We start from the raw sequence: 23,119 nt of genomic DNA on the forward strand, positions 1-23,119 counted from the left end.
GAGCCCCGTGAACCCCGTCTCCTACGCCTTCGGCATCGTCGCGGCGCTCATCGCCCTCGCCGCCGTCATCGAGATGATGCGCCGGAAGCGATTCCGCGAGCGGCACGCCTTCTGGTGGCTGCTGGCCGCCGTGCTGTCGCTCGTCATCGCCATCTTCCCGTCGGTGCTCGAGTTCGTGGCATCCGCCCTCGGGATCGAGGTTCCCGCGAACCTCGCCTTCTTCGTGAGCATCGTCATCCTCTTCATCGTCTCCGTGCAGCACAGCGCCGAGCTGACGAAGCTCGAAGACAAGACCCGGGTCCTCGCCGAGCACACGGCGCTCATCGAGCAGCGGCTCGACGAGGTCACCCGCCGCCTCGACGACGCAGACGGGCGATGATGGCGGATCAGCCTCGCGGGGCCATCGCGCGGATCGTCGACCACAGCGCCTTCCGCTACCTGCTCATCGGCGGCGCGAGCTTCGCCCTCGACGTCGGGATCCTGGCGCTCCTGCACGAGGTCTTCGGCTGGCCGCTGTGGCTGGCCACGGGAACGTCCTTCCTGCTGAGCTTCGTCTTCAACTACAGCCTGCAGAAGTCGTTCTCGTTCGGATCACGCGGTCAGCACGTGAGCACCCTCGTCAAGTATCTGGTGCTCCTGGCCTTCAACACGGGGGCGACGGTGCTGATCGTGGCCCTGATCGACTCCACGGTCCTGGGCTGGGGCGGCGGCAAGGTCGTCGCGACGATCGTGACGACCGTGTGGAACTACTTCGCCTACCGCTACTGGGTGTTCCGGGCGCCCCGCGCCGATCTCTCCACGCCGCCCGCGTAACGGGGCTCCGCGGCATCCGGGCCGCTCGTCTCGCCCGCGAGAACCGCTTCGCTCGGGTAACGGCGACGGGCGAGGGCGACCAGCAGGGCGCCGAAGACCACGAACACCAGAGCGAACGCGACGACGAGCAGACCCCAGGCGACCGGTGGCGACCAGGTTCCCTCGGCGAACAGCTGCTCCAACGAGGAGTCCTGCCCCGCCACATAGCGTTTGAGCGCGAGGAGGAACGAGACCACCTGCACGACCACCGCCGTCGAGACGATGAAGACGAGGAAGCGGCGCCCGCGGGTGCCGAAGTCGTCCCTGCCGGAGGCCGTCAGGCCGAGGCCGGCGATGAGCAGCGCCATCACGAGCAGCGGAAGCGAGTACCGGCCCTGCCAGATGTAGCCGACCGTGGCAACGGTGGGTGCCTGGATGACCGCGGGCAGGGCGACGTAGACGACGCACGCCGCCGCGGTCGCGACGACGGTTCGCACCGAGCGGCTGAAGCCCAGCGACACGAAGGCGATGCCGCCCATGAGCAGCGCCCAGAGCAGATAGATGTAGTCGGGCATCCTCGTGTCGAGCCAGCCGAACACGGCGATCGCCTGCTGCAGGTAGGCGGGCGTCGAGTCCAGGGTGTGCAGGAAGGCGACGAGCCGGCCATCTCGCTCGATCCCGGAGGAGGGGATGAACCCGGCGTTGGCGCCGATCGTGAGGGTCCAGACCACGCCGCCCACGGCCCCGACGAGCGCGATCACGACGACGACCGTCGTCCATCGTCGTGAGAAGAAGCTCTTGAGAGGCCCCCAGCCGTGGGCGAAGGCGACGAGAGCGCCCGCGATGGCGAGGTACAGGGGCGACGTCGCCCGGAGGTTCGCGACCACGACGAGCGCGATCGCGGCCAGCACGACGGTCTCACGATGGGCACGAAGCGGGACGCCCGTCGAGAGCGCTACCCAGAGGAGCGCGACGAAGGCCGCGGTTCCGGAGACCTCGGCGCCGTTCGGGTTGACGATGCCCCCGAGGAAGAAGACCATCGGCGTCGCCGCCACCGAGAACGCGGCGAGCGGGAACCAGCGGTTGGCCACCGGGAGCAGCGAGATCGCGAAGGCGACGCAGGCGAGGAAGAACGCGGTGATGAGGGCGGTGAGGGCGCGCATCGCGAAGACGGCGACCTCGCCGTGCAGGAACAGGGTCGGCCAGCCGACGGCCACGTAGTACACCGGGTTGTAGGAGCCGGCCCCCGATTCGACCCAGGTGAGGGTGTCGGGCTTGTCGTCGAGGGAGGGCGCGCACGCCGCCGTGCGGTTGGAGTCGAAGGCGAAGCAGGTGATCTCGCCGCCGACGTCGGCGACATCCGCCGGCAGCAGGAAGCGCTCGAGACCGGGTTTCCCCGTGTCCTCGCCGACCCACTGGCCACGGGCGGAGGCTGCGGCCTTCATGACGTGCCCGGATTCGTCGGGACCGCCCGAGATCGGAGTCGCCAGCGCCCACAGCGAGCCGAGCAGGAAGGTGACGACGAGAGTCGAGGCGAAGACACGCCATCGAGAGCCGAGCGCGAACGCCGTCACCGCTGCGACGACAGCTCTCACCCGCGCATCCGATCGCCGGATGCCGCGACCGACGCGCGGCCGCCGAGGACGTCGGCGCAATCGCCTCGTATCACAGACATCCGTTCCCTCGGCCACCGACAATAAGCTGTACGATCCTAGCAACGCGGGCTGGACTCCTCCGCCCCGGTTCCTATGAAGTGCGTGTCGATGCCGCCGTGTCCGGCCGAATACGATCGATGTACCGGATACGTCATGCACTCTGCTACGAGAGGCATCGAAGAGATTGAGCGAGGTTGTCCTGTGAGCTCCACCTTCAGCAATGATGTCGTCGTGATCGGAGGCGGCGGGCACGTCGGGCTCCCTCTGGCGATCGCCCTGGCCGACCGAGGCTCGACCGTCGTCGTCTACGACATCAGCCAGAAGGCCGTCGACCTCATCAACGCGGGCACCGTCCCCTTCTCGGAGCCCGGCGCGGAGCCCGTGCTGCGCAAGGCGCTCGCCGAGGGACGTCTCACGGCGTCCACCGACGCGGCCGTCGTCGCGACGGCGTCGAATGTCGTCGTCGTCATCGGCACGCCCGTCGACGAGCACCTCAACCCCGATCCCTCCGCGATCCCGGAGGCCCTCGCGCAGTGCAGCGACTACTTCCGCGACGGGCAGCTCATCGTGCTCCGCAGCACGGTCTATCCCGGGGTCACCGCGCTCGTCGAGAAGATGGTCGCCGACCTCGGCGTCTCGGCCGACGTCGCCTTCTGCCCGGAGCGCATCGCGGAGCACAAGGCGATGGAGGAGCTCTTCACCCTGCCCCAGATCGTCTCGTCGCGGTCGGAGGCGGGACGGCAGCGGGCGGCGCGGCTCTTCGGCACCCTCACCGACGAGATCGTCGAGCTGGAGCCGGAAGAGGCCGAGCTGGCGAAGCTCTTCACCAACACCTGGCGGTACATCAAGTTCGCCGCGGCCAACCAGTTCTACATGATGGCCAACAACCGGGGTCTCGACTTCGAGAAGATCCGCGCGGGCCTCACCCACAACTATCCCCGCGCGCAAGACCTGCCGGGAGCGGGCTTCGCCGCGGGCCCCTGCCTCTTCAAAGACACGATGCAGCTCGCCGCGTTCAGCGACAACACCTTCAACCTCGGCCACTCGGCCATGCTCGTCAACGAGGGGCTCCCCCTCTACGTCGTCAGCCAGCTCGAGAAGCGCTACGACCTCTCGTCGCTCACCGTCGGGATCCTGGGGATGTCGTTCAAAGCCGGCTCCGACGACATCCGATCGAGCCTGTCGTACAAGCTGCGCCGCGTGCTCAAGTTCAAGGCGCGCGCGGTGCTCGGAACCGACCCGTACGTCTCCGAGGAGACCGACGACACCCTGCTGCCCCTCGATGCCGTGCTCGCCAAGGCCGACCTGCTGATCATCGCGACACCGCACCCCGAGTACCGCGATCTGAAGACCGAGCTGCCGGTCGCCGATGTGTGGAACCTCCTCGGGAACGGGGTCGTCGTTTGAGCTCGGCTCCACGCGTCTCGATCATCATCCCCGCCTACAACGAGGGCGACGACATCGTGCCCGGGCTCGATCGCATCATGGAGGCGGTCAAGCTCGACGCCGAGGTGCTCGTCGTCGTCGACGCCCCCGACGACACGACCGTTCCCGTGGTCGAGAGCTATGCGGCCGAGCACCCCCGGGTGCGGATCGTCATCAACAGCTACGGCCGCGGGCCCGCGCAGGCGATCCGGTTCGGCATCGACACGGCCTCCGCGCGCACCGTCGTCGTCACGATGGCCGACGGTTGCGACGACCCCCGTCAGATCGACGATCTCGTGCGTCTCGTGGAGCGCGGCGTCGTCGTCGCGGCGGCCTCCCGCTACATGCCCGGCGGCCAGCAGGTCGGCGGCCCCCGGTTCAAGAACTTCCTGTCGCGCACGGCGGGGGTGTCGCTCAACATCTTCACGAACGCGGGCACCCGCGACGCGACCAACTCCTTCAAGGCCTACGACGCCGCCTTCGTCAAAGAGGTCGGGATAGACAGCCGCGACGGCTTCGAGATCGGCCTGGAGCTGACCGCCAAGGCGCGCCGCCTGCGCCGGCCCGTCGCCGAGATCCCCACGATCTGGCTCGACCGGCAATTTGGCCAATCCAACTTCAAACTGTCACTGTGGATCCCGAAGTACCTACGGTGGTATCGATTCGCCTTCGGACCCCCTCTCACCGTGGAACAGCTCCGTTCCCGCACCTCAGGCGCACAGACATCCCTCCCCTCGACAGCTCGCGATTAGAAGACAGGCATAAAACATGAAGAAAGTTCTCGTCACCGGCTCGGCCGGGTTCATCGGCGGCTACATCGTCGAAGAGCTGCTCGCCCAGGGCTATCAGGTCGTCGGAGTCGACAACTACTCCAAGTACGGCCCCGTCAAGAAGTCGTACGACGACGACCCGAACTACGAGCTGGTCGTGGGCGACGTGCAGGACACCGAGCTCATGGTCAAGCTCCTCGCCGATGTCGACCACTTCATCGCGGGCGCCGCCCTCATCGGCGGCATCTCCTACTTCCACACCTACGCCTACGATCTGCTCGCGAAGAACGAGCGCATCATCGCCTCCTCCGTGGACGCCGCCATCGAGGCCCACAAGAACGGCCGCCTCGAGAAGGTCACCTACATGTCGTCGTCGATGGTCTTCGAGTCGACCGACCGCTGGCCGAGCAAGGAGGGCGACGAGCGTCTCGTGCCGCCGCCCCTCTCGTCCTACGGCTTCCAGAAGCTCGCGGTCGAGTACTTCGCCCGCGCCGCCTGGGACCAGTACAAGCTGCCGTACACGATCCTGCGCCCCTTCAACTGCGTCGGCATCGGCGAGTCCCGCGCGCTCGGCGACGTCGAGATCAACTCGGGCAACGTGCGGCTCGCGATGAGCCACGTCGTTCCCGACCTCGTGCAGAAGGTGCTCAAGGGCCAGGACCCCCTGCACATCCTCGGCGCGGGCGACCAGGTGCGCCACTACACCTACGGCGGCGACCTCGCCCGCGGCATCGTGCTGAGCCTCGATCACCCCGCCGCGCTCAACAACGACTTCAACATCTCGACCGCCGACGGTCACACCGTCGAGCAGCTGGCCGAGGTCATCTGGCGCAAGATCAAGGGCCCGGATGTACCGCTCAACCTCGTGAGCGACCCCGGCTTCGAGCACGACGTGCAGAAGCGCGTGCCCGACGTGTCGAAGGCCAAGGAGGTCCTGGGCTTCGAGGCGACGACCAAGCTCGAGGACATGCTCGACGAGGTCATCCCGTGGATCGAGAACGCCGTCGCCGAGGGCACGATCTAAGGTCCCGAGCGCGACTCACTCACCGGACGGCGCCGCGGGCACGCACAGCGCGGCGCCGTCCTGCGCACGCAACGCGATGTCCGCGGCGTCGACGCCGTCGATCTCGTTGAAACCCTTCGACAGGCGCAGAACCGTGAAGTTCGAGGTGATCCCGTCGTCGACTGCGCGCACATCCGCACGGAGGTCGGCCGACGCCCAGACGATCGCTCCGCCCTCCTCCGCACGGTCCAGGACCAGGAAGCCCTGGCCGTCGGCGGGCGCGCACACGGTCGGCGCGGCCCCTCCCGGGTCGACGGGCAGCGCCTTCAGCTCCATGTTGATCTCGGTGCTCAGCATGACCGGCTCGCTCACCTCACCGGGGGTGAACTCGCCGCGCGCGACGAAGGCGCGGATGTCGTCGAGGGTCAGCGGCGGGGCGATGACGGGCATCGGATGCACCTGCCCCGCCTCGGCCGTGCCGTCGTCCAGGTCGACGGCGGCCGACATCGCCTCCTTGGTGAACTGCTCGACGGCGGCCTGGGTGTTGGCGTTGATGTTGAGCATGCCGACGTTGTACACCGCGACGACCGCGAGGAGGGCGGCGACGGCACCCAGGGCGATCCGGCTGCGGCGGATCAGAGCGGTCAGGCAGAGCGCCGCCGCGGGTGCCAGAAGGGCGAAGTAGACGTAGACGTAGCGGCCCGACGACGCGCTCCCGACACCGAGCTGAACCCGCGTGTACGCGGTGAGCGCGGCGAAGACCAGAGCGGCCAGCGTCAGGTAGTGGGCGGGCGATACGCGTCTGAGCCCTCCGCGCGACACGCTCACGACCATCCACACGCAGAACAGCACCAGAAGCGCGCCCGCGAGCTGCTCGAAGGGCACGACGGCGGCCAGGCTGTCGATGAATCCGTGCGACACGAACTGCGACATCCCCACGAGGAAATCGGTGGCGTTCGAGGCCTTGTAGCCGTTGGCCGCCTGGCTGCCCGTGTTGAACAGCAGGAACCAGGTGCCGTAGACGACGCCGACCGCGGCGGCAACCACGAGCGCCTTGCGCCAGCCATGCCGCACGAGGAGGAAGACGACGACCCCGACGACCATGGGGATGCCCGTGCTGGCGAACGACAGGCCGAGCAGCAGCAGGAGCGCGACCGCGGCGACGTCGCGTTTCCGCAGCGAGGCGCGGAAGACCACGAACAGGGCCAGGATGCCGGTGAGCAGCGGCGCGATGAACCCCGTCTGGAACGCCCACAGCGTGTTCTCCGCACCCGCGCCGAGGACGGCGAGGGTGAAGGCCACCAGGATCGCGATGAGCGGCTGCGCGCCCAGGCGGACCATCAGCCGCCACAGCACGTGCACGAGAGCCAGGTGCACGACGATCGTGACCGCGAGGAACGGCCAGTAGGAGTGCAGCCCGACGACGAGCTTGATGAGCGTCGTGATGAGAGCGGGCGCGAAGCTGAGGTGACCGTTGTGAGGGGTCAGCAGGTCCCACTCCTGCCGTTCGACGAGGAAGTCCCACTCGTCGTAATAGAACCACTGGCTGCCCCCCACGCGCACGAAGACGAGAGCGGCCACGAGGATCGTGGCGGCATGGATGCCCCACCACCAGGGCGAGAGGTGAAGGCTTCTCATCGTAGGGATCTCGGGGGGCGCGGGTGTCGCGGTCGGCGACATCGTTCACCTCACTCTGGGTACCGGCGCAGGCGGGGGCCCGACGCGCGAACGGCTAGCGGTCGTAGACATCTTCGCAGCCCTCCGACGCTTTCCGCGTCAGCGCGACCTCGCGATGTCGCGAGTGCGACGCCGTCGCACGAGGCACTCAGGGTCCTCCAAGATGTGCCGATGGTAACCTCTAACGTTTGACGGAGCGGCATCCGACCCTCCGGCGAAGCTGTCGACACAAGGGGGCACGAACGATGACCGGTGCAACGAACACGTCGAGTCCGCGGAGGACTCGGGTTGTGGTCGCCACCGGCGATTCCCTGGGCGCCAAGATGGCGGGCCCCGCCATCCGCGCGTGGAACATCGCGCTGGCCGTCTCCCAGGTCGCCGACGTCAAGCTGGTCTCGACCGCTCGGGCAGACCTCCAGGCGGACGACTTCGAGGTCGCCTTCGACGACGAGGACGCCCTCCGGCGAGACCTCGAGTGGTGCGACGTGCTCGTCTTCCAGGGCCACCTGCTGCACCACCACCCGTGGATCGCCGAGACCGACGTGGTCATCGTCGCCGACATCTACGACCCCATGCACCTCGAGACCCTCGAGCAGGGGCGCTACCTCTCCGAGAGCGACCGCTCCAACTTCACGCTCATGACCGCCGAGGTACTCAACAGCCAGATCGAGCGGGCCGATCTCCTGCTCTGCGCCTCCGAGAAGCAGCGGGACTTCTGGCTCGGCCAGATGGCCGCGCTCGGCCGGATCAACCCGGCCACCTACGACCACGACAGCAGCCTCAGGTCGCTGCTCACCGTCGTGCCCTTCGGCGTCTCCGACGAGCCGCCCGTGCAGACCCGGCATGCCCTCAAGGGCGCCATCGACGGGATCTCGGAGGACGACAAGGTCATCCTCTGGGGCGGCGGCATCTACAACTGGTTCGACCCGCTGACCCTCATCCACGCCGTGCACCAGCTGTCGCTGAAGAACGACAACGTGCGGCTGTTCTTCCTGGGCATGAGCCACCCGAACCCGGACGTGCCCATCATGAAGATGTCGGTGCAGGCGCGCAACCTGGCCGAGGAGCTCGGGCTCGTCGGGCGGGTGGTCTTCTTCAACGAGGAGTGGGTCGAGTTCGACGACCGAGCCAACTACCTCCTCGACGCGGACGCCGGCGTGAGCACCCACTTCGACCACCTCGAGACCTCGTACAGCTTCCGGACACGGGTGCTCGACTACCTCTGGGCAGGACTGCCGATCGTCACGACGGGCGGCGACACCTTCGAGCCGATCATCCGCGACGAGGGGCTGGGCCGCACGGTTCCGCCGGAAGACGTCGACGCGCTCGTCGAGGCTCTCGAAGACGTGCTCTTCGGTGACGACGGCCCGCGCTACGCCGCCAACTCGGCGCGTTTCGCCCAGGAGCTCACCTGGTCGAAGGTGCTGGCGCCGCTCGTCGAGTTCGCCGTGGAGCCGTATCGTGCGCCGGACCTCGTGCGAGGCCTCCGGACTCCCCGCGCCGAGGAGCTCGCCGACTACAAGTTCAGGCTCGACCGGGTCGAGGGAAGCGCCTCCTGGCGCATCACCGCCCCGCTGCGCAGCCTGCTCGGCGCGGCGAAGAACCTGCGCAAGAAGATCGGCGGAGGAACCCCGACAGCAGGTTAGCCGCGCTCGACCGCGGCACGGGCAGCCGAGCCGCCGGTCACAGCGGCCAGAGCGGATCGCGCAGCGCGGAACCCCATCGGCGCACGAGGAGCTCACGCTCCCACTCGTGCACCGAGCCGTCGCGGGTCTTCGACTCGAAGTGGTAGGCCTTCGCGCTGTGCACCCACACCAGGCGATAGCCGCGGGCGCCGATCTTGCGGGAGAAGTCGGCGTCGTTGTAGTTGCCCGGAAGCTCCTCGCTGAACCCGCCGACCTCGCCGTAGACCTCGCGTCGCACGGCGACGCAGGCCGCCGTCAGCCCCGAGACCTCACGGTCGATCGCGAGATCGACGACGCTCCCGTCGGTGACCGCGGGCTCGCCGATCATCGGATGCCGCGGGCTGCGCCCGCTGTACCAGTGGCCGGCGTGCTGGATGGTCTCGTCCTCGAAGACGAGGAAGGCGCCGGTCATGCCGACGTCGCTCTGGTGCAGCGGGGCGATGAGGTCGTCGAGGAACGACGGCGCGGTCACCTCGATGTCGTCGTTGAGCATCACGACGACCTCGCCCCGGCTCGCGAGGAACCCGACGTTGCACTTGCGGCTGAAGTTGAACGGCTCGGTGAACTCGACGAGGGTCAGCCGCTCGGCGAGAACCTCCCGGAGCTCGTCGAGCACGGCCTGCGGGGTGCTCGTGTCGAACACGACGACGAACTCGAGCTCGGTCAGCCGGGTGGTGCGCAGAACAGAGCGCACGGCGTCGACGACGAGCACACTCTCGCGCCCGTGCACCGTGCCGGCCGTGCCCCGCGTGGGGATGACGATGCTGACCGTGCCGAGGCCCTCGGCGTCCCTCACGGTGCGGAGGAGACCGGGAGCAGGGCCCAGCTGCGCCTCGCCGCGGATGCCGAGCCGGTCGAGGTGCCGCTGCAGAGCGGCCCTGCGGGCGTTCCAGGCCTCGGGATCGGGCACGGTCACGACCGGCCGATAGACGAGGGGCTCGTCGAGGTGCTCGACGGCCGGAGCGGACTCCGTCACCCGCAGGGCGAGGTCGTAGGCCCAGGCGGGATCGGACGGGTCGATGGCGTGGCCGGCCGTCTCCGGCTGCAGGAACCCCCAGATGCCGTCGAGGTAGTCGACGCCGCGGAGGCGCTCGGGCGACCAGTCCGGTTTGCGTGCGAACTGCCGCAGCCCGGCGCGGTCGGGGAGGCGCTCGTCGGCGTAGACCACCGGATGAGCCCGCAGGCCCTCGCGGAGCCGGGGCACGGCATCCGGCTCGGGCAGATCCCCCGCGTTCACCAGCACGACGGCACGACCGGGCTCCGGGGTGATCGGCCGGCCCGTCTCGGAGCCGTCGGCCGGGCCGCCCGTGCTGCCGGCCACGACGCGGAAGCCTCGGGCGGATGCCGCGAGAACGAGGTCGTCGGGACCGAGCCGGGGCACGAGGGCCTCGACCGTGGCCGCGATCGCCGTGCGGTCGTCGGCCGGCGAGGCGATGAGGACGGTGAGAGCCGGGTGCGGGATCACGTCAGCCCTTCGTGAGCCGGAGGGCGCGGAGCGGCTTCACGAGAGCCGAGCCCAGTCGCCACGTCGCCGAGCGGTGGAACTCCTCGGCCTGCGTCGCCAGAGCCGCCGCGACGGCCTGCGCGTGGGTGTTCCGCTCGACGCGGGCGCGCTCGACCGCCTCCTCGAGAGCCTCCTGCATGGCCTCGCGCTCGCGCACGAGCTCGGGGACCGACCCGGAGGCGGTCCGCTGCTCCTGCGTCTCGAGCGTCGCCTCCAGGCCGCGGATGCGGTCGAGGAGGATGAGCCGCTCGTGGAGGAGCTCGGTGAGACGAGCCGCGGACGGATCACGCGGGTCGACCGGTGCCCACGACGAGCGGTCCCGGTCGTCCGGGCCGGCCGAACCGGGTTCTCCTGCGGGCGCCGGCTGTGCGTTGTCGGGCTGCATGGTTCGAGTTTACCGGGGAGCCCACGGGCGGCCTCCCGTGCCGGCCGCATCCCGCGCACACCGATCCCACGGATTCGACCGGTTATGATCGGTGTAATTATGTCTAGCTATGATGACGCTGCCCGTACGCGACAGACACGGTTCGCGGCTCTCGAAGCGATGCCCCTCAAATCCGTGGGCGGAAACCCGTCCACGCTCGCGGGAGGCGTGAGCTCGGTCAAAGAGGTCTTCGCCCACCGCGAGATGCTCGACCTCCTCATCCGCCGTGACCTCAAGGCCCGTTACAAGGACTCGTCGCTCGGCTTCGTGTGGTCGCTCGTGCGACCGCTGACCCAGCTCTTCATCTACTACGTCGTGCTCGGGCACTTCCTGGGCGCCGCACGCGGGATCCCCGACTTCGCGATCTACATCTTCTCGGGGTTGACCGCCTTCACCCTGTTCAGCGAGATCGTGCTCGGCGGGGCGTCCTCGATCGTCGGCAACAGCGGGCTCGTGAAGAAGGTGTACCTGCCGCGCGAGATCTTCCCCCTGGCCTCCGTCGGGTCGGCGCTCTTCAACTTCGGCATCCAGCTGGTGATCCTGCTCATCGCCACGCTGGCCCTCGGGCGGTTCCCCTGGCATCTGGACCTGCTCTACTTCTTCCCCGCCGTGGCGCTGATCCTCGTCTACGGCACGGCGCTCGGGCTCCTGCTCTCGGCCGCGAACGTCTACCTGCGCGACATCCAGTACCTCATCGAGGTCGTGATGATGCTGCTCATGTGGGGCTCGCCCATCGTCTACGCGTGGACGATGGTGCGCGACACGATCAACACCGCGTGGATCGTCGAGGTCTACACGAACAACCCGCTCACCTTGGCGGTGCTGGGCTTCCAGAAGGCGTTCTGGCTCGGGGGGCCCGACAGCTCCTATCCGAGCGAGCTGCTCCTGCGGATGGGCGTGGCCTTCGTGATCGGCCTCGTGCTGCTGGTCGTCTCGCAGCGCGTCTTCAACCGGCTGCAGGGCGACTTCGCCCAAGCGCTGTAGACGCAGCATGACCACGAGTGGCTCGGCGCCGCACGGCACGCAGTCCGCGCCCGGTGCGGTCACTCTCGTGACGGTGCTGCACAATTCGAGCGACATCCTGCGCGGTTTCATCGAGTCCGCGATCGCGGCCTGCTCCGGCTCCGCGCTGAGCATCGTGGCCGTCGACAACGAGTCGGCCGACCGCGAGACGAGCAGGGCGATCGCCGAGGAGCTGGGTGTCCAGTTCCTCGCGATGCCGCAGAACCGCGGCTACGGCTCGGGGGCGAACGCCGGCGCGGCCCAGGCGGCCCGGCCGGGCGAGTACGTGCTCGTCTGCAACCCCGACGTCGTCTTCGAGGCACACGCGATCGACGTGCTCCGCGCCGCCGCCGAGTCGAGCGACCCGGCGGTCGCGGCCTTCGGACCGCGCATCGTCGACCCCTCGGGCGCGGTCTATCCCTCCGCCCGGCGCCTCCCCACGATCCGCACGGGCGTCGGCCACGCGCTCTTCGCGCGCATCGCCCCGAACAACCCGTGGACCAGGCGCTACCGAGCCGAGTCGGAGTACTCCGATGCCCCACGCGACGCCGAGTGGCTCTCGGGCGCATGCCTGCTCATCCGGGCCGACTGGTTCACCCGGCTCGGAGGCTTCGACGAGCGGTTCTTCATGTACTTCGAAGACGTCGACCTGGGGGCGCGCATCAGGGCGGCCGGCGGACGCAGCCGGTACGTCCCCGACGCCACCATCGTGCACACGGGCGCCCACTCGACCTCCGGCTCGGCACGGCGGATGACGCGGGTGCACCACGAGAGCGCTGCGATCTACTTCGACAAGACCCATCCCGGCCCCCTCCTCTACCCGCTGCGCAAGCTCGTGGGCTTCGGGCTCTGGCTGCGCGCGCGGTGGACCACCCGCGGCCACTAGGGATTCCACAACAGGCATACTGTCCACCTCCCATCCACCTCCGGGACACGATAGGATTTCGCGCAGGTCATGGCGCGCGATGTCGAGCGGAGAATGGATCTCAAGGAGGAACATGACTCTTGTCATGACCGCTATGGTGCGGGATGAGGCCGATGTCATCGGGGCCATGCTCGACCACCACATCGATCAGGGCGTCGACCGTTTCATCGTCACCGACAACGGCTCGACCGACGGCACGACCGAGATCCTCGCCGAGTATGCGGCTCGCGGCATCCTCGACCTCCGTCACGATCCCCTGCACGAGAAGCAGCAGGGCACGGTCGTCACCGGCATGGCCCGCGACGCGTACCTCCTCTACGGGGCCGACTGGGTGCTGAACGCAGACGCCGACGAGTTCTGGATGCCGGTCTCCCCCGGCACGACCCTCGCCGGCGTCTTCGCGGCCATGCCCACCGAGCTCCAGTCCTTCACCGTGCCCGTCGTCGACATGATCGGCGAGGCCGCTCTCGACGGCTCGGGGCTGCAGCGGCTCGTCTACCGCGATCAGCGCAGCCTCGACGAGCTGAACAGGGTCGGCCTCCTCGCTCATTCGACGCACGACGCCGTGCACGTCGGCTCACCCGACGTGACGGTCAGCCAGGGCAACCACTTCGTGAGCATCGCGAGCCAAGGCATGCCTCCGGAGGAGCTCGGCCTCGAGGTGCTGCACTTCCCCTGGCGCTCCTGGAGCCAGTACCGCCGCAAGGTCGAGAGCGCGGGCAGGGCGTACGCCAGCTCGCCCCATCTCACGCCGAGCCCGAACCACCACGGCATGCGCGACTTCCGCAGGCTTCGGGACAACCTCCTGCTCGGGTACTACCTCGTGCGTCATCCCACGCCCGACGAGATCCAGCAGGGTCTCGCATCCGGGGCATTCGTGCTCGACGATCGGGTGGCCTCGCATCGGCCGTCCCCGCTGAGCGACGAGGCCCTCGACTCGGAGCTCGCGGACTCCGCGCGCGCGAGCACCCTGCTCGCGATCGAGCTCGAGCTCAGGCTCGCCGGCGAGCACGAGGCCAGGGCGCAGCACGAGCGGGAGCTCGAGGTGCTCAGCTCGGAGAACCATCGGCTCCTGCAGCGGCTCGAGGCCTCGGACGAGGGGGCCGCCGACCTCAGGGCCCTCATCGACGCGTACAGCGAACGGCGGATCGTGCGCTGGGTGGACGGCGCCGCGAAGGTGCTCAAACCGACGAGAGCCGGTCACTGAACTGGCAGATCACCGGGAGAACGACGTCGGGCACCCCTGGACGCCCGCGTACGACCGCCGCGATGTAATCTAGTCTGTCGAGGTTGTTGCGCGCCGTTGGCGATGCGCGACGACTCAGAGATCCCCGTCGAGCGGAGTCCCACCACACATGCCCAACCTGCAGCAAGAAGCTTCGTTGGCGAACCCGGACACCCCCGTGGTCGTGAAGCTCAATGACGTGTCGAAACGATTCGTCATCCGCAAAGACAACTCCCTCAAGGAGCGGCTCGTGACGCTCGGTCGCGCCGGCCGTCGTCACCGCGAGGAGTTCTGGGCGCTGCGCAACGTGAGCGCCGACATCCAGGCTGGTCACACCGTCGCCCTGATCGGGCACAACGGATCGGGCAAGAGCACGCTGCTGAAGATCATCGGCGGCATCATCGCCCCGACCTCCGGCACGGTGGAGCGGCGCGGCCGCATCGCCGCGCTCCTCGAGCTCGGCGCAGGATTCCATCCCGACCTGACCGGCCGCGAGAACGTCTACCTCAACGCCTCGATCCTGGGCCTCAGCCGCGACGAGACCGATGCACGGTTCGACGACATCGTCGCCTTCTCGGGCATCGCCGACTTCATCGACACCCAGGTCAAGTTCTACTCGTCGGGCATGTACGTGCGCCTCGCCTTCGCGGTGGCCGTGCACACCGAGCCCGACCTCCTCCTCGTCGACGAGGTGCTGGCCGTCGGCGACGAGGCATTCCAGCGCAAGTGCCTCGACAAGATCAAGACCTTCCAGACCGAGGGCCGCACGATCGTGCTCGTCACCCACGCGCTCGGGCAGGTCGCCGAGCTCTGCGACCGGGCGATCCTGCTCAACCACGGCAACGTGGTGTACGACGGCGAGCCGCAGAAGGCGATCTCGGCCTTCCGCGACCTGCTGGAAGACCAGCGGCAGGCCGACGAGGTCACCCAGCCGCGCAACGACGTCATGCAGAACGGCAAGGTCCTCGGCGCCGAGGTCACCTGGGAGGGCAAGGAGTCGGGGCGCGAGCTCGTCTCCGGCGACTCCATCGAGATCACCGCCACCTTCGAGCACACCACGGGCATCGACGACTGGATCTGCGCCATCCAGATCGACAACGTCTCGGGCCAGTCGGTCTACGGAACGACGACGCGCCGAGTGGGGATGCGGCTCGCACCGCTCAAGGGCGAGCGCACCGTGACCCTGACCCTCAAGAACCCGATGTTCGGCGGCGGCAAGTACTTCGTCAACGTGTCGCTCATGGACTATGCGGGCCGGCACCTGCACGACTTCCCGCAGGCCTGCACCTTCAACGTCACCACCCAGGAGCTCGCTGCGGGAACGCTCTACGCCGAGCCCAGCTTCGAGGAAGTCGACGCCTGAGCCGTCGGCAGGGGCGGACGCCGGACCCGGCGTGAACCGTCGCCTGACGCCTGAGCGCGACCGCTAACAGCGCACGAGCGCCGCCACGTTGTCGGTGAGCGAGGCAGGCCCTCCGATGAGCTTGAGGCTCGAGACACCCCGGGTGCCGATGTCCGATCTGACCTCGTCGAAGACGCATCCCGGAGGCGTCACGTAGAGCGGCTTGCCCGCCTTGCCTGCGGCCGCCGCACCCGCCATCGCGTCGGGGAACGTGGTGCCCGATGCGAAGTAGAAGGTGTCGGCCGTCGTGAAGGCGTTGCGGTTGATCTCGACCGAGGTCCGGTACCGGTCGATGCCGCCCAGGCGGGTGATGGCGAAGCCCGCGTTGGTGAAGGTGTTCTGCATGGTCGCCGACACGGCGTCGCCGCCGCCCGCGATCGTCACCCGAGACACACCCAGATCGGCCACGAGCTGGATGGCGTCCGGGTCGTACGACGAGCCTCCGTCGACGAGCACGACCGGGATCCTCTGAGCCCCCGCGGCGGCGCTCGCCGAGAGGGCGTCCGGGAAGTTCACCCCCGACGCCACGTAGGCTCGGGGCGGACGCGCCGACCCGAAGGCGTAGCGGGCGATCTGCCTCGAGGTGTCGAAGCGGTCGGTCCCCGCGATGCGCACGATGTTGCTCTGCCTGTCGCGCAAGGATGCGAAGACGCTGTCTCCGATCGCCGACGTGCCGCCGATGACGACGATCTTCCGCGGAGCGAGCCTGCGCAGCTCCCCGTCGGTGGCGCCGGGCAGCGCCGTGCGGGTCACGAGCAGCAACGGGCCGCCCTGGGCGACCGCTGCCGGCGCGGCGCTGAGCGAGTCCGGGAAGTTCTCGGCCGAGGTCACGTAGACGACGGGCACCCCCGAGGCCGGGTAGACCGACTGCGAGAGCGCGGCGGCCGTCGCGAAACGGTCGGGGCCTGCGATCCTACTCGCCGTCGCCGACGAGGCCGGGTCGCCGAACCAGTCGCGGTAGAGCCGCCAGAAGTTCCGGTTGCCATAGGTCGAGCAGGCGTCGCCCGTGCCGTACAGGTTCGACAGAGCGGCCGCGTTCGGCTGGTAGGGCGTGTAGTAGTAGAGCGCCGCCGTGGCCGTGTTGCTGATGAACACCGGGGATGTTCCGCACGACGGCTCGGGGTGATAGCGCACGGCCGTCGTCGCCCCGACGGGATACCAGGTGTAGGTCTGGGAGGTGCCCGGCGGGTTCGCGTAGCGCTTGTACTGCCAGGCAGCCTTGTAGACCTGATTGTAGAAGCCGGCGAACTCGGCGTCGCACGGCGCGGTGTCCGGGCAGGCGTATCCCGTCGCCTTGCGGTACTGGTTGTCGCCCGGCCAGTCGTCGGTCACGAGCGACTGCTCCTTCTCCAGCAGCACCAGCAGCACCTTCTGACTGATGCCGCACGCGAGTCCGACCTTGTAGATGATGCGCGCCGCCGACTCGTTCGCCTCGCCCGTGTACTGCGAGCACATGGCGTCGGCCGAGCGCGTCCAGGTCGTCTGGCGATAGTCCTTCAGGCAGGTGTAGCCGGGAAGGCATCGCGGAACCTCGCCGTTGAGGAACGCCTGCACGTCGCCCTCGCCCATCGCCCACGCGTTGTAGAAGTTGTAGTCGCTGATGATCGTGCCGGGATTGAAGCCCGCCGCGGCCGCGAGCGCCTGCGGCGAACCCTCGAGGGAGCGGTTCTCCGGCTCCGGGCTCTCCTGGCCGGGAGCCTCGCCGTGGCTTCCCGGCGCGGGATCGTCCGCCTTCGCCGACTGCTCGTCCAGTTGCGCCTGGTACTGCTCCAGGAGCATCGAGGTGTCGTCGACGGGCTCGTCCGCGAAGACGGGACCGCTCGCGAGCATCCCCGTGACGAGGATGACGACGGCGGCCCCGAAGGGAACGATTCGTTTTATGAGAGTACCGGCCACGACGTCATGCTAACTCGACGACGCCGATCCCCCGGCCCCGTGGGCGGGCGTGGGCGAAACCGGCGAGCTCGGGCAGCCGTCAGCCGACGAGGCCCATGAGGTACGAGCCGTAACCGCTCTTGACGAGGGGTTTCGCCAAGACGGTGAGCTGCGCGTCGTCGATCCAGCCGGCACGCCAGGCGATCTCCTCGATGCAGCCGATCTTGAACCCCTGGCGGTCTTCGATGACCCGAACGTACTCCGAGGCCTGCATCATCGACTCGAAGGTTCCCGTGTCGAGCCAGGCGGTGCCGCGGTCGAGCACCTGCACGTGCAGATCGCCCTGCTCGAGGTAGCGCTCGTTGACCGTGCTGATCTCGAGCTCGCCCCGCGCGCTGGGCGTGATGCTCTTCGCGATCTCGACCACCGAGTTGTCGTAGAAGTAGAGGCCGGGCACGGCGTAGTTGCTCTTCGGCGCGACGGGCTTCTCCTCGATCGAGACGGCCTGGAAGTTGTCGTCGAACTCCACGACGCCGTACGCCGTCGGGTTGCTCACGTGGTACGCGAAGATCTTGGCGCCCTCGAACTCGCCCGAGTTGCGCAGCGACGAGCCGAGGCCGGTGCCGTGGAAGATGTTGTCGCCGAGCACGAGAGCGACCGACTCGTCGCCGATGAACTCCTCGCCGATGATGAAGGCCTGCGCGAGCCCGTCGGGCGAGGGCTGCACGGCGTACTCGATGCGGATGCCGAGATCGGAGCCGTCGCCGAGCAGCGCGCGGAACTGCTCGTTGTACTCGGGCGTCGTGATGATGAGGATCTCGCGGATGTCGGCCATCATGAGCGTCGACAACGGGTAATAGATCATCGGCTTGTCGTAGATGGGCATCAGCTGCTTCGAGATGCCCTTGGTGATCGGCCAGAGCCGGGTTCCGGAGCCGCCGGCCAGGATGATTCCGCGCATGGTCCTACTCTCCCTCGGTCAGCGACTGGTAGAACGCCCGCGCCTCGTCCCAGGTGGGCAGAAGACCGGATGCCGCGGCCTCCGACAGCCCGGGCGCGTCCGTGTCCTTCGGCGAGAGCAGCGGCTCCCCCGCCTCGGGCGGGAAGACGAGCCCGACCTCGGGATCGAGGGGGTTGATGCCGTGCTCGCGCTCGGCGTTGAAGGTGGAGGTCACGAGGTAGCTGACGGTCGCGTCGTCCGTGAGGGCGACGAAGGCGTGGCCGAGCCCCTCGGACAGGTAGATCGCGCGGCGATCGGTGTCGTCGAGCAGCACCGTGTCCCACTGGCCGAAGGTCGGCGACCCGACCCGGATGTCGATCACGTAGTCGAGCACGGCGCCGTGGGTCGCCGTGACGTACTTCGCCTGGCTCGGCGGGATGTCGGCGAAGTGGATGCCGCGCACGACGCCCCGCTTCGAGACCGAGGTGTTCGCCTGCGCGAGCTTCAGGGGATGCCCGATGGCCTCCTCGAGACGGTCGAAGCGGTACCACTCGAGGAAGACCCCCCGATCGTCGCCGAACTGCTTCGGTGTGATTTCGTAGGAGTCGGGGATCTTCAGTTCACGGATTTGCACGCCTGGCAGTCTAGCAATCGCTTATTGACAAGCTCCGAGTTTCTCCACGTTGGCGGTCGTCACGGCCTCGCCCCCGAGCACGTGCACACGATCGGCGCCGAGCGCGAAGACGTCGCCCGCGATGAAGTCGGGAACGCAGTCCGGCCGCACGACGTAGAGCGGGCTGCCCGAGCCGCCCGCGATCGCGGCGCCGGCCAGGGCGTCCGGGTAGTTGAGCCCGTTCGCGAGGTAGACCGTGCTCGCGGTGCCGAACGCGGCGTGGTTGAGCGCGCGGCTCGTGAGGAACCGGTCGTCGCCGGCCTGACGCGACACCGAGAATCCGGCGCTCTGCAGGCCGTTCTGGATGCCCTGGCTGATCGAGACGAGGCCGCCCGCGATGACCGTCCTCGTCACGTGCAGCTCGCGTAAGAACTGGGTGGTGGCCGAGTCGAGCTGCGGCTGTCCGCCGTTGACGAGCATCACGGGGCCGGCGACGGATCCCGCCGCGGCACTCGCCGAGAGGGCGTCGGGGAAGTTCGCACCGGATGCCAGGTAGGCCGTCCCGGCCGAGGGGAACGCATGACGGATGATCTGCTGCGAGGTGTCGAAGCGATCGGCCCCGCCGAGTCGCACGAGCTTCGGCTGGATCGCCGCGAGCTGCCGCACGACGAGGTCGCTGATCACGGCTCCGCCCCCGACGAGCACGATCGTCTCCGGATGCAACGCCGTGATCGTGTCGGAGACGACGGTGGGCAGGGAGCCCGGGTCTGTCAGGAGCAGCGGGCCGCCCTCGTGCGCCGCGGCGGGAGCCGCGCTGAGGGCGTCGGGGAAGTTGGCCCCGGACGCGACGTAGACGACCTTCGCCCGATCGGGGAAGGCCGACCGGGCGATCGCGACCGCCGTCGAGTAGCGGTCGGCGCCGGCGATCCGGTCGACGACCGGCTCCGATCCCGCCGTGGGAGAGCCGAACCAGGTGTTGTAGATCACCCAGAAGTTGCGGTTGCCGAACGACGAGCAGCGGTCGCCGTCGCCGTCGAGGTCGCTGAGAGCGGCCGCGTCGGGCTGGTAGGGCGTGTAGTAGTAGAGCGCCGCCGTCGCGTCGTTCCAGATCGTGACCTTCGCCGACCCGCAGCTGTCCTCCGGCGAGAAGTCGATGGGGGACGCCTTGCCCACGGGGAGGTAGTCGAAGGTCGGCGAGGTCCGGTAGTCGCTCAGCTGCCAGGCCGCCTCGTAGACCTGGTTGTAGAAGCCGTAGTAGTTCGCGTCGCAGTTGGAGCCGTCGGGGCATCCGTAACCGGTCGCGTGCGTGTACTGGTCCTGGTCGGGGCCGGGCGAGCTCACGAGCGACTGCTCCTTCTGCAGCAGCGTGAGGATGACCCTCGGGCTGATGCCGCACGCCGCGGCCGACTTGACGATGATCCGGGCCGCGGACTCGTTCGCCGCTCCCGCGTAGGGGCTGCAGATGTCGGGGTAGTCGATCTGGTCCTTCGTCGTCTGCGTGAAGTCCTTGAGGCACGGAACCCCGCCGACGCTCCTGCAGCCGGCTCCCTTCTGGTCGAGGAAGCTCTGCACCTGGGCCTCGGTCATCGCGTCGCCGTCGTAGAAGTTGGCGTCGCTGATGATGTTGCCGGGGTTGAAGTCGGCGCCGCTGAGGGATGCCGCGAGCGCCGACACGCCCCTGCTCTCCGGCTCCGGGGGCACCGTGTTGTTGACGCCGGCCTGCGCGGCCTGGTACTCGGCCTGCGCCTGCGCCTGGGCGGCCTCGTTCGCGTTCCTGTCGGGCGCGGGCGCGTCATCCGCCCGCGCAGAGGCCGTCGGGCTCAGAGCAAGGGCGGCGACGAGGGCGAGAGCGCCCAGGGCGCCGAGGATCGGACGCCGTGCGGCGGAAAGAGGGAGCATGGTCTGATGCTAGGGGAAAAGCGCGGGCGACTCACCGGCAGGGGGTCAATCTCGCCACATTCTCATCCAGCGCATTGGTTCCACCGATCAAGGTGACCTGCGACGCCCCCAGACGCCTCGCCCCGTCGAGCACCGATCGCGGCACGCAGTTCGGAGGCGCGATGTACAGGGGAGCCCCTCGAGAGCCGGCGAGGGCCGCTCCCGCGAGGGCGTCGGGGAACTGGTACCCCATGGCCAGGAAGACCTCGGGCGACGTCGTGAAGGCGGCCGACTCGTTGATCAAGCGCGCCGTCTCGAACCGGTCCGCGCCGCCCCGGCGATCGACGGACAGGCCCATCCCCCGCAACGAGCTGACGATCCCCTCCGACATCACCGTCGAGCCGCCGGTGACCGTGACCGCCGACACGTCCAAGGAGCTCAGAAGCGCCCGGGTGCTCGCGTCGATCGACCCCGACAGGCCGTCGACGAGGATCACCGGCCACCCCTGGGCCCCCGCAGCGGCCGCGGCCGCGAGGGCGTCGGGGAAGTTCCGGGCGCTCGCGAGATACGCGCCGTTCGCCGTGTCGAAGGCCTCGGCGACGACCTGTCGCGCGGTCTCGAAGCGGTCGGCGCCGGAGACCCGGATGACGGTGGGGGCGAGGCCGCGCACCTGGCCGAGCGCGGCATCCGAGATGGATCGGGCGCCTCCCACCACGACGATCTTCGCGGGGTTCAGCCTGTCGATCTTCGAGAGCACGGCCGCGGGCAGCCGATCGGGGGGCGTCAGGAGCAGGGGGCCGCCCGTGAATGCCGCCGCCGGCGCGGCGCCGAGGGCGTCGGGGAAGTCGGTGCCGGCCGCCAGGTAGACGATCGGGGCCGTGCCCGGATACCCCTCCTCGGCGACCGCGAGCGCGGTCGCGTAGCGGTCCGCGCCGAAGATCCGATCGGTCGTGAGCCCGCGGCTGAGGGTCACGCTCACCGTCGCCGCCCCGCCCGCGATGCTCTGCACGCTCACCGTGACGCCGCCGGATCGGGTCGAGAGCGTCTGGCCGCCCGTCAGGTAGAGCTTGCGGCCGCCCGTGCCCGTGGCCGAGGCGTCCGGGGTCAGCAGCACGACCGAGCTTCCGTCGCCGCGCGTCGTGAGCACCCGCACACCGACGTCGATCCCCTGCGCCCTCAACAGATGGGCCGAGTACAACGAGCCGTCGTCGGCGCCGCCCCCGCCTCGGAAGTCGACGAAGTACTCCTGCCCGGTGACGGGGTCGACGACCCTCAGCGCCTGGAGCCCCGAGCTCGCCCCCGTCGAGGCGAGGGTTCGTGTGACCGAGGCGCTGCTCTGCGCACCGGACAGCGTGACGTCGGCGAGCGACCCCGCCCGCACCGCGCCCAGCCGCCGCTTGTGCGTGATGTTGAGAGCCGTCGGATGCGCGTTGTAGCGTCCGCTCACCGACCAGAGCAGCCCCATGACGTCGAAGCTGTCGCCGTATGCGACGTCGCTGCATCCCTCCGACGAGCTCCCCTCGGTCATCGCGGTGCTCGGGCAGACGTGGGTGTTGGAGTGCTCCAGCCCGAGATTGTGCCCGAACTCGTGCGCGACGACATCGACGTCGCCACCTCCGAGCGCTGCCCAGATCATTCCGCCGGATGCCGTGTTCACCTGCGAGAAATACCCGACGGTCCCGAGGCCGACACCTGCGCTCGACCGGCACTCCGACGGCACGAGCACGAGCAGGTGGCGCCCGTCGGCTTCGAGGTAGTCGTCCATCCTCCGGCCGAACCGGCCGCTCGCCTCGTTCCACATCGCCTGCTGGCTTCCGCAGCCGTAGGCGCTCGTGTACCGCTGGGGTGTCGACGCTCGCACGACCGAGGCGACGAGGCCGTCGGACTGCACTCGCCAGTAGTCGTTCACCCCGCTGATCAGCGCGGTGATGCTCGCGTCGTTCGCGAAAGAGGTCGACCCCGATCCGCGCGGGGTGACGACCGCGACATCGATCGTGTGCGCGGCCGGGGCGGCCAGCGGAGCCGTGCGTGCTCCGGGCCCCGGCGGCTCGGTCGCCGGACCGTGACCGAGCAGTTCGGCCGGATCGACCGTGTCGTCTGCGAACTGCGCGGGCTCGGGCACGTCCTCCACCGGAGCGGTGACGCCGGTCGCGGCGGCGGTCGGCACGACGCCGGCGAACACGATCCCCGCGGTCAGGAGCGCCGCAAGCGTCATCGTCGACTTCGCGCGCATCCGCTCACCCCGTCATCGTCGGAAGATCTCCTGAGCGTTCCCCCTGCTCCGGATGATGCCATCGTATCCGGAGGGCGTTACGCGAACGTTT

19 protein-coding genes are annotated in these 23,119 nt (G+C 68.9%); 10 read left to right on the forward strand and 9 right to left on the reverse strand.

Annotation, left to right across the window (positions count from 1 at the left end; all coding sequences use genetic code 11):
- The first annotated feature begins 7 nt into the window (after nucleotides 1-7).
- Both CLV54_RS13230 and CLV54_RS13235 read left to right on the forward strand, forming a co-directional pair.
- Nucleotides 8-379, forward strand: a complete 372-nt coding sequence (locus tag CLV54_RS13230; protein ID WP_100345431.1) for a DUF2304 domain-containing protein — start codon at nucleotides 8-10, stop codon at nucleotides 377-379.
- The gene (locus CLV54_RS13235; RefSeq protein ID WP_157802966.1) at nucleotides 379-813 is read left to right on the forward strand and encodes a GtrA family protein; all 435 of its coding nucleotides are present in this window, start codon (nucleotides 379-381) and stop codon (nucleotides 811-813) included. The genes CLV54_RS13230 and CLV54_RS13235 overlap by 1 nt, the downstream gene beginning before the upstream one ends.
- Here the strand turns inward: CLV54_RS13235 and CLV54_RS13240 are convergent.
- A complete protein-coding gene (locus CLV54_RS13240) occupies nucleotides 762-2,387 on the reverse strand; it encodes a DUF2142 domain-containing protein (RefSeq protein ID WP_157802967.1) in 1,626 nt (541 codons plus the stop codon). The genes CLV54_RS13235 and CLV54_RS13240 overlap by 52 nt on opposite strands.
- Before the next feature lie 261 nt (nucleotides 2,388-2,648).
- On the opposite strand from CLV54_RS13240, the gene CLV54_RS13245 reads away from it, so the two are divergent.
- From CLV54_RS13245 to CLV54_RS13255, 3 genes are read left to right on the forward strand one after another with little or no spacing between them, the layout of a single operon-like run.
- Nucleotides 2,649-3,854: a nucleotide sugar dehydrogenase gene (locus CLV54_RS13245; RefSeq protein WP_245861704.1), complete on the forward strand. Its 1,206-nt coding sequence runs from the start codon at nucleotides 2,649-2,651 to the stop codon at nucleotides 3,852-3,854.
- Nucleotides 3,851-4,624, forward strand: a complete 774-nt coding sequence (locus CLV54_RS13250; RefSeq protein WP_100345434.1) for a glycosyltransferase — start codon at nucleotides 3,851-3,853, stop codon at nucleotides 4,622-4,624. The genes CLV54_RS13245 and CLV54_RS13250 overlap by 4 nt, the downstream gene beginning before the upstream one ends.
- 16 nt (nucleotides 4,625-4,640) lie before the next feature.
- Nucleotides 4,641-5,666, forward strand: coding sequence for an NAD-dependent epimerase/dehydratase family protein (locus CLV54_RS13255; RefSeq protein ID WP_100345435.1), 1,026 nt, complete (start codon nucleotides 4,641-4,643; stop codon nucleotides 5,664-5,666).
- 15 nt (nucleotides 5,667-5,681) lie between these two features.
- On the opposite strand, the gene CLV54_RS13260 is transcribed toward CLV54_RS13255, so the two are convergent.
- Entirely contained in the window at nucleotides 5,682-7,283 is a 1,602-nt protein-coding gene (locus CLV54_RS13260; protein WP_100345436.1) for a hypothetical protein, read from the reverse strand.
- A gap of 329 nt (nucleotides 7,284-7,612) precedes the next feature.
- Between CLV54_RS13260 and CLV54_RS13265 the strand changes: the two genes are divergently transcribed.
- Nucleotides 7,613-8,968 (forward strand): glycosyltransferase family 4 protein, encoded by a 1,356-nt coding sequence (locus tag CLV54_RS13265; RefSeq protein ID WP_245861706.1) that lies wholly within the window; start codon nucleotides 7,613-7,615, stop codon nucleotides 8,966-8,968.
- Nucleotides 8,969-9,005: 37 nt separating this feature from the next.
- On the opposite strand, the gene CLV54_RS13270 is transcribed toward CLV54_RS13265, so the two are convergent.
- The gene (locus tag CLV54_RS13270) at nucleotides 9,006-10,472 is read right to left on the reverse strand and encodes a glycosyltransferase family 2 protein (RefSeq protein WP_100345438.1); all 1,467 of its coding nucleotides are present in this window, start codon (nucleotides 10,470-10,472) and stop codon (nucleotides 9,006-9,008) included.
- A gap of 1 nt (nucleotide 10,473) precedes the next feature.
- A complete protein-coding gene (locus CLV54_RS13275; RefSeq protein WP_100345439.1) occupies nucleotides 10,474-10,896 on the reverse strand; it encodes a hypothetical protein in 423 nt (140 codons plus the stop codon).
- A 159-nt stretch (nucleotides 10,897-11,055) separates the two neighbouring features.
- Between CLV54_RS13275 and CLV54_RS13280 the strand changes: the two genes are divergently transcribed.
- The 4 genes from CLV54_RS13280 to CLV54_RS13295 all read left to right on the forward strand — a co-directional run bounded on the left by CLV54_RS13280 (nucleotide 11,056) and on the right by CLV54_RS13295 (nucleotide 15,450).
- On the forward strand, nucleotides 11,056-11,919 hold the full coding sequence (locus tag CLV54_RS13280) for an ABC transporter permease (protein WP_245861708.1): 864 nt from the start codon (nucleotides 11,056-11,058) through the stop codon (nucleotides 11,917-11,919).
- Between the two features lie 7 nt (nucleotides 11,920-11,926).
- Nucleotides 11,927-12,823, forward strand: a complete 897-nt coding sequence (locus tag CLV54_RS13285) for a glycosyltransferase (RefSeq protein WP_100345441.1) — start codon at nucleotides 11,927-11,929, stop codon at nucleotides 12,821-12,823.
- A gap of 112 nt (nucleotides 12,824-12,935) precedes the next feature.
- Nucleotides 12,936-14,069: a glycosyltransferase family 2 protein gene (locus tag CLV54_RS13290; RefSeq protein WP_245861710.1), complete on the forward strand. Its 1,134-nt coding sequence runs from the start codon at nucleotides 12,936-12,938 to the stop codon at nucleotides 14,067-14,069.
- Between the two features lie 175 nt (nucleotides 14,070-14,244).
- Nucleotides 14,245-15,450 (forward strand): ABC transporter ATP-binding protein, encoded by a 1,206-nt coding sequence (locus CLV54_RS13295; RefSeq protein WP_245861712.1) that lies wholly within the window; start codon nucleotides 14,245-14,247, stop codon nucleotides 15,448-15,450.
- A 63-nt stretch (nucleotides 15,451-15,513) separates the two neighbouring features.
- Here the strand turns inward: CLV54_RS13295 and CLV54_RS13300 are convergent, their stop codons facing one another.
- The 5 genes from CLV54_RS13300 to CLV54_RS13320 all read right to left on the reverse strand — a co-directional run bounded on the left by CLV54_RS13300 (nucleotide 15,514) and on the right by CLV54_RS13320 (nucleotide 23,010).
- Nucleotides 15,514-17,385 carry a cell wall-binding repeat-containing protein gene (locus CLV54_RS13300; protein WP_100345444.1) on the reverse strand — a complete coding sequence of 624 codons (1,872 nt, stop codon included), beginning with the start codon at nucleotides 17,383-17,385 and terminating at the stop codon, nucleotides 15,514-15,516.
- Nucleotides 17,386-17,464: 79 nt separating this feature from the next.
- A complete protein-coding gene (gene rfbA / locus CLV54_RS13305) occupies nucleotides 17,465-18,325 on the reverse strand; it encodes a glucose-1-phosphate thymidylyltransferase RfbA (protein ID WP_100345445.1) in 861 nt (286 codons plus the stop codon).
- Between the two features lie 4 nt (nucleotides 18,326-18,329).
- Nucleotides 18,330-18,938, reverse strand: a complete 609-nt coding sequence (locus tag CLV54_RS13310) for a dTDP-4-dehydrorhamnose 3,5-epimerase family protein (protein WP_100345446.1) — start codon at nucleotides 18,936-18,938, stop codon at nucleotides 18,330-18,332.
- Between the two features lie 21 nt (nucleotides 18,939-18,959).
- A complete protein-coding gene (locus CLV54_RS13315) occupies nucleotides 18,960-20,816 on the reverse strand; it encodes a cell wall-binding repeat-containing protein (protein ID WP_100345447.1) in 1,857 nt (618 codons plus the stop codon).
- Nucleotides 20,817-20,847: 31 nt separating this feature from the next.
- Entirely contained in the window at nucleotides 20,848-23,010 is a 2,163-nt protein-coding gene (locus tag CLV54_RS13320; protein WP_170061998.1) for a cell wall-binding repeat-containing protein, read from the reverse strand.
- Nucleotides 23,011-23,119: the final 109 nt, after the last annotated feature.

Origin of the sequence: Compostimonas suwonensis (genome assembly GCF_002797855.1) — a bacterium.
In the GTDB taxonomy this organism is placed as follows: domain Bacteria; phylum Actinomycetota; class Actinomycetes; order Actinomycetales; family Microbacteriaceae; genus Compostimonas; species Compostimonas suwonensis.

Bases quoted from the DNA above. Each gene is read 5' to 3' on its own strand.
- CLV54_RS13285 (WP_100345441.1), top strand. From the start codon at position 11,927: ATGACCACGAGTGGCTCGGCGCCGCACGGCACGCAGTCCGCGCCCGGT.
- CLV54_RS13255 (WP_100345435.1), top strand. From the start codon at position 4,641: ATGAAGAAAGTTCTCGTCACCGGCTCGGCCGGGTTCATCGGCGGCTAC.
- CLV54_RS13280 (WP_245861708.1), top strand. From the start codon at position 11,056: ATGCCCCTCAAATCCGTGGGCGGAAACCCGTCCACGCTCGCGGGAGGC.
- CLV54_RS13235 (WP_157802966.1), top strand. From the start codon at position 379: ATGGCGGATCAGCCTCGCGGGGCCATCGCGCGGATCGTCGACCACAGC.
- CLV54_RS13320 (WP_170061998.1), bottom strand. From the start codon at position 23,010: ATGACGCTTGCGGCGCTCCTGACCGCGGGGATCGTGTTCGCCGGCGTC.
- CLV54_RS13290 (WP_245861710.1), top strand. From the start codon at position 12,936: ATGACTCTTGTCATGACCGCTATGGTGCGGGATGAGGCCGATGTCATC.
- CLV54_RS13260 (WP_100345436.1), bottom strand. From the start codon at position 7,283: ATGAGAAGCCTTCACCTCTCGCCCTGGTGGTGGGGCATCCATGCCGCC.
- rfbA (WP_100345445.1), bottom strand. From the start codon at position 18,325: ATGCGCGGAATCATCCTGGCCGGCGGCTCCGGAACCCGGCTCTGGCCG.
- CLV54_RS13275 (WP_100345439.1), bottom strand. From the start codon at position 10,896: ATGCAGCCCGACAACGCACAGCCGGCGCCCGCAGGAGAACCCGGTTCG.
- CLV54_RS13315 (WP_100345447.1), bottom strand. From the start codon at position 20,816: ATGCTCCCTCTTTCCGCCGCACGGCGTCCGATCCTCGGCGCCCTGGGC.